Origin of the sequence: Roseicyclus sp., assembly GCF_052168335.1 — a bacterium.
Classification (GTDB): Bacteria; Pseudomonadota; Alphaproteobacteria; order Rhodobacterales; family Rhodobacteraceae; genus Roseibacterium.
Genome location: NZ_JBQLZP010000033.1, coordinates 1 through 4,911, shown reverse-complemented (window position 1 = coordinate 4,911; position 4,911 = coordinate 1). Strand labels below are relative to the sequence as shown.

The following is a 4,911-nucleotide window of genomic DNA, read 5'->3' as shown; positions in this document are numbered from 1 at the left end:
GGGCGGCCCGCGCCCCGCTCGTCGACCGCGCCCCGCGCGATCGAGGCGACGCCGCTCCCCGCCCCGCCGCCGCCGCCGACGCGGCGCGGCAGGGCCAGCACCTCGCCCTCGCGCAGCGGGTCGTCCGCCGCGCGGCCGTTGAAGCTCGCCAGTTCCTGCGGCGGGAGCCCGATGCGCCCGGCGACGTCGGCGACCGTGTCGCCCCGACGCGCCACGGCGACCTGGTAGCTCTCGTAGCTGATGAGACCGCGCGCATCGGGCTCGGGGCGCGGCGCCGTGTCGACCCGCGCGCCCGAGATCGCGTTGCCGCGGAAGTCGAAATCGAGGTCGGGCAACGCGCCGACGCAGCCCGTGAGCAGGGCGGCGGAAAGGCCGAGGGCGGTCGGATGGAAGCGGCGGGGCATGGCGCGGGTCCTGTCCTTGATGCTCGTCTTGTTCTCTGGTCGTCTGCTGCCATCGGGCCGCGGCGCCCCTGCCGGGGGCGCGAGGCGGCCTCCTCCCGTCCGTCTTACACCGAAGCGGAGCCGCCTTTCCAGCCCCGGCCCCCGCGCGAGGCGCCGCCCCGCTCAGTCCTCGGCCACGCCCTCGACCAGCGGCACGAAGCGGACGGGCAGGAGTTCCTGGTAGTCGAACCCGGTTTCGCTCCGCGTCACGCGGATCAACATCTGCACGGCGTCCGACTGCCCGACCGGCACCACCATGACGCCGCCCACCTTGAGCTGGCGGAGCAGGGGGCCCGGCGGGTCCTCGGCGGCCGCGGTCACGAGGATGCGGTCGAAGGGCCCCTGCTCGGGAAGGCCGAAGCTGCCGTCGCCGGTGAGGACGACGATGTTCGTCAGGCCGAGCCTCGTGAACAGCACCTCCGCCGCGCGCGTCAGGCCGCGGTGGCGGTCGATCGTGTAGACCCGCCGCGCGAGCTGACTCAGCACGGCCGCCTGGTAGCCCGAGCCCGTCCCGATCTCGAGCACCGTGTCCCGAGGCTGCACGTCGAGCGCCTGCGTCATCAGCCCCACGACCGAAGGCTGGCTGATCGTCTGCCCGCAGGAGATCGGCAGCGGCATGTCCTCGTAGGCGCGGTCGGCGAAGTGGCCCCGCACGAAGGCGCCGCGGTCGACCCGCTCCATCGCCGTCAGGACCCGCGCGTCCGTCACGCCCTTCTGGCGCAACTGGAACAGGAACTGCATCTTGATCTCGGCGTCATCCATCATTCGAGCGCGGCCCTCAGGCCCTCCAGCGCCTCGTGCGCGGTCAGGTCGGCCCGCATCGGCGTGACCGAGATGTGGCCCTCGAGATTGGCATGGGCATCCGTGCCGGGCTCGGTCGGGATGTTCTGCGGCCCGCCCGTGATCCAGAGGAAGCGCCTCCCGTTGGGCGCGATGTGCGGCTGCATCCCGAAGCCGGTCCCGCGGCGGAAGCCCTGCGCCGTCACCCGCAGCCCTCGCACGTCCGGGGCCGCCACCGGAGGAAAGTTCACGTTGTAGAACACCCGGTAATCCGCCCGGTCCCAGTGCCCCTGCTGCCAGAGCCGCCGCACGAGCTCCGCGCCATGCCGCGCCGCCGCCTCGAAGGGATCTTCGAGGCCGGCGTTGCCCGGTCCGAAATACTGGCTGAGGGCGATGGCGGGCAGGCCCTGGAGCGCCGCCTCCATCGCGCCCCCGATGGTGCCGGAATAGAGCACGTTCTCGGCCGCGTTGTTGCCCCGGTTGACGCCGGAGAGGACGAGGTCGGGCGGGCTGTCCTTCATCACGTCGTGCAGCGCCGCCATCACGCAATCGGCGGGCGAACCCTCGGCGGCGTAGCGCCGGGGCCCGAGCTCCGCGATCATCGTCGGGTGGACATAGGAGATGCAGTGCCCGACGCCCGACTGCTCGAAGGCGGGGGCCACGGTCCAGACCTCTCCCTCCGGCCCCGCCACCTCCTCGGCGATGGCGTGCAGGACCTGGAGGCCCGGCGCGTTGATGCCGTCGTCGTTGGTGATGAGGATGCGCATGGAGGCCCCTGTCGCGGTCGCTTGCCCGTCCTGTCGCGTGTAGCCTCCGGGCGGCGTGGCGGCAAGGCGGGCGGGCGGCGGCGCGGCGGAGGCGTTGCCGTCCGGTTCGGCCTTCCGCTTCAGCCTTCCGGTCAGGCGCGCGCGGGCAGGCTCCGGAACGTCAGCCACGCCATCCCGAGCACGCCGCCGAGCGCTGCCCCCGCGAAGGCGGGTGCCGCCGCGAAGTTCGCCGCGACCACACCGGCGAGCGCCCAGCCGACGGCCAGCGGATAGGTCGGAACCCGCTCCTTCAGGGTGACGCCGATGGCGATGACGAGGGCGAGCGCGAGGCCGGTCCAGCTCAGCACCACGACGTCGCCGAGCCCGTAGCCCGCCGCCACGTTGGCGAGCGCCACGCAGGACGCCGCCGTCAGCCACCCGGCATAGAGGCCGAGCGGAAGCGACAGCCACGCCCGGTCCGCCACCGGCGCCGCCCGGAGCGCGAGGAGCGCGCCGCCCAGCATCACCCAGATGAGGATCGTCGCCATCACCGGCGCCGTCGCCGCCACGCCCAGCCACGAGGCCCCGACGCCGACGCTGAGAAGCAGCGGCCAGCGCGTCCGGTCCCAGCGCACGTCCGTGTCCCGCCGCAGAAGGCCGAAGCCCGCCGAGGCGAGGAGCCAGACATAGATCACGCCCCAGATCGAGAAGGCCCAGCCCGCCGGCTGGATCGGCGGATCGTCCACCGGCACCGGCAGCTGCCCGGGGTCGAAGCCGGAGAAGGAGGGCGCCAGGAACGGCGAGATCACGAAGGCGATGGTCGCGACCAGCACCAGCACCGCCTTCAGCTTTGCGGTGTCCTTCGGGTCGTCGGGGCGTTCGAGGCTCGGATCGTCAGGCAAGCTCACCCTCCGGCGTGATGCGGGTCCGTCCCGCCATGTAGGGATGGAGCACCTGCGGCAGGAGGACCGATCCATCCTCCTGCTGCCCGTTCTCCAGCACGGCGATCAGTGTCCGGCCCACGGCGAGGCCCGATCCGTTCAACGTGTGCACGAATTCCGGCTTGCCGCCGCCCTCGGGGCGGAAGCGCGCGTTCATCCGCCGCGCCTGGAAGTCGCCGCAGGTCGAGACCGAGGAGATCTCGCGATAGGTGTCCTGCCCCGGCAGCCAGACCTCGATGTCGAAGGTCCGCCGCGCGCCGAAGCCCATGTCGCCCGTGCAGAGGACGACCGTGCGATAGGGCAGGCCCAGCCGCTCGAGGATGTCCTCCGCGCAGCGCAGCATCCGCTGCTGTTCGTCGTCGGAGGCGTCGGGATGCGTGATCGACACCATCTCCACCTTCTCGAACTGGTGCTGGCGGAGCATGCCTGCCGTGTCCCGGCCCGCGCTGCCCGCCTCGGAGCGGAAGCAGAGCGAATGGGCGGTGTAGCGGCGGGGCAGATCCGCCTCCTCCAGCATCTCGCCCGCGACGATGTTGGTCAGCGACACTTCGGAGGTCGGGATCAGCCACCAGCCGTTCGTCGTCTCGTAGCTGTCCTCGCCGAATTTCGGCAGCTGGCCCGTGCCGTACATCGTCTCGGCGCGCACCAGCACCGGCCCGTTCACCTCGGTCAGGCCGTTCTCGGTCGTGTGAACGTCGAGCATGAACTGCGAGAGCGCCCGGTGCAGGCGCGCCACCGCGCCCTGCATCAGGACGAAGCGGGACCCGGAGAGCTTGGCGGCGGTACCGAAATCCATCCCCGGAGCAACACCCGCGATCTCGAAGTGTTCCTTCGGCTTGAAGCCGAATTCGCGCGGTGTGCCCCAGCGGCGGACCTCGACGTTGCCCGCCTCGTCCGCGCCGTCGGGCACGTCGTCATGGGGCAGGTTGGGGATGCCTGCAAGCAGCTCGCGCAGCGCCTCGTCCTTCGCCTTCGCCTCCTCCTCGAGGCGGGCGATCTCGTCCTTCTTCTCGGCCACGAGGGCGCGAAGGCGCTCGAACTCCGCCTCGTCGCCGCGCGCCTTGGCCGCGCCGACGTCCTTCGAGGCCGCGTTCCGTTCGGCCAGCGCCGCCTCCGCCCGCCCGATGCAGGCCCGCCGTTCCTCGTCGAGCGACAGGATCGCGGGCGACTGCGCGGGAAGGCCCCGCCGGGCAAGCGCGGCGTCGAAGGCGTCGGGGGTCTCGCGGATGGCGCGGATGTCGTGCATGGGCGGCCTCGTCTGGCAAGTCGTCGCGCGCGGGTATGCCAGAGGGCGGGACGCGGGAAAAGGGTCAGCGGGGCGCGGGCGCGTCCCGAGCGAGGCGAAGTCGAAGGCCTTTCGCCTCAGGGCGGCGCCGCGAGCGCGTAGGGACCGGCGAAGGGGGGCCAGGGCGTCAGGTCGGCGATGACGGCGCGCAAGGGGTCTCCGTTGGCGCTGGCGACCGCGATTCCCTCGAGCCGCCAGTCGCCCGGACCGCCCGACAGGACCGCCCCGCCCGAGAAGCCCGAGACCACGCGGCAGTCGCTGCCGAGCAGCCCCGGCCCGATCGCACCCACCGCGCATGTCGGGTGGCCGCGCAGCAGCTCGTCCTCCTGCCGGGCAAAGCCGTAGATCGCGACGAACTCGGGCTCGGAGCCGTCCGCGAGGGGCAGGGGCGTCGCGATCTCGGGCGGCACCGGCATGGCGAGACGCAGGAGCGCGAGGTCGCCGCGCACGTTGGCGGTGGTGGGCGGGCCGGGCTCGTGGGCCTCGTGGAAGGCCACGGCGCGCACCGTCACGCGAAAGGCGGGCGGCGTCCGGTCGGGGCGGAACTGGAGCTGCATCGCCGAGGGCCCCGCGACGGCGCCCCTGGCGCAGTGCCCTGCCGTCAGCGCCACGTCCGGTGCGATCAGGACGGCGGTGCAGCCGCCATCGGTCCGGTTGGCGGCGCGCAGGCGGGCGAGGCCCGTCAGGCTCGCCTCCGCCGAGAGCGGCGCGAGTCC

The 4,911-nt window shown here is 72.9% G+C and carries 6 protein-coding genes; all 6 read right to left on the bottom strand.

Features of this window, described 5'->3' with window-relative positions; all coding sequences use genetic code 11:
• Nucleotides 1-404 (bottom strand): LysM peptidoglycan-binding domain-containing protein (locus tag ACTS11_RS01160; RefSeq protein WP_442638521.1); only part of this gene is annotated, 404 nt, incomplete at its 3' end.
• Between the two features lie 162 nt (nt 405-566).
• Nucleotides 567-1,205: a protein-L-isoaspartate(D-aspartate) O-methyltransferase gene (locus ACTS11_RS01155; RefSeq protein ID WP_442638523.1), complete on the bottom strand. Its 639-nt coding sequence runs from the start codon at nt 1,203-1,205 to the stop codon at nt 567-569.
• Nucleotides 1,205-1,990, bottom strand: coding sequence for a 5'/3'-nucleotidase SurE (gene surE / locus ACTS11_RS01150; protein ID WP_442638522.1), 786 nt, complete (start codon nt 1,988-1,990; stop codon nt 1,205-1,207). The genes ACTS11_RS01155 and surE overlap by 1 nt, the downstream gene beginning before the upstream one ends.
• Before the next feature lie 131 nt (nt 1,991-2,121).
• Entirely contained in the window at nt 2,122-2,871 is a 750-nt protein-coding gene (locus ACTS11_RS01145; RefSeq protein ID WP_442638520.1) for a hypothetical protein, read from the bottom strand.
• Nucleotides 2,864-4,156 carry a serine--tRNA ligase gene (gene serS, locus ACTS11_RS01140; protein WP_442638519.1) on the bottom strand — a complete coding sequence of 431 codons (1,293 nt, stop codon included), beginning with the start codon at nt 4,154-4,156 and terminating at the stop codon, nt 2,864-2,866. The genes ACTS11_RS01145 and serS overlap by 8 nt, the downstream gene beginning before the upstream one ends.
• 116 nt (nt 4,157-4,272) lie before the next feature.
• Nucleotides 4,273-4,911 (bottom strand): trypsin-like serine peptidase (locus ACTS11_RS01135; RefSeq protein WP_442638518.1); only part of this gene is annotated, 639 nt, incomplete at its 5' end.

Coding starts and splice junctions, on each gene's coding strand:
- ACTS11_RS01155 (WP_442638523.1), bottom strand. CDS start 1,205: ATGGATGACGCCGAGATCAAGATGCAGTTCCTGTTCCAGTTGCGCCAG.
- surE (WP_442638522.1), bottom strand. CDS start 1,990: ATGCGCATCCTCATCACCAACGACGACGGCATCAACGCGCCGGGCCTC.
- serS (WP_442638519.1), bottom strand. CDS start 4,156: ATGCACGACATCCGCGCCATCCGCGAGACCCCCGACGCCTTCGACGCC.